General features: G+C 48.9%; 1 protein-coding gene. It reads left to right on the forward strand.

The window, feature by feature from the left end:
- Positions 1-618, forward strand: a 618-nt coding sequence (locus CIK98_RS11235; protein WP_172409916.1) for a transposase, incomplete at both ends; no start/stop codon positions are given.

The raw sequence follows: 618 nt of genomic DNA on the forward strand, positions 1-618 counted from the left end.
AGGGACTGCGTACCGGCATGTCCGCCATTCTTCATACGTGGGGTTCCAATCTGTTCTACCATCCGCACATTCACTGCATTGTGCCGGGTGGCGGGATGGACAAACTCGGTGTGTGGCATCATCTCAATGGTTGTGAAAAGAGTGACTTCCTTTTTCCCGTGCATGGCATGAGCGACAAATTCTATGGCAGGTTTATGAACCTGCTAACACGGAGGCTAAAGGAAGAAAACTACATTATTGCCGATTACATACGCTATCAGTGTAAGAATAAGCACTGGGTCGTTTACTCCCGCCCTCCCGCAAAGGGAGTGAATCAGGTGTTGGAGTATATTGCCAGATATGCATATCGTGTGGCGATAACCAATTCCAGGATTCTTGACGTGACAGACAACAGCATCTCATACGACTATAAGGACTACAGGAAAGGCGGCAAGCACAAGGTCATGGAAATGGGTATTGACAAGTTCCTTGGCTTGTTGTCACTGCATGTTCTTCCCGACAGGTTTGTAAGGATACGCCACTACGGCATACTCTCACCTTGCAACAGGGATGCACTGCGCAACATACAGAAGCAGCTCGATGTGCCGCCCGTGCCGAAAGAAAGGACAAAGAAGTCAT

This window comes from Prevotella sp. P2-180 (assembly GCF_002251435.1).
In the GTDB taxonomy this organism is placed as follows: Bacteria; Bacteroidota; Bacteroidia; order Bacteroidales; family Bacteroidaceae; genus Prevotella.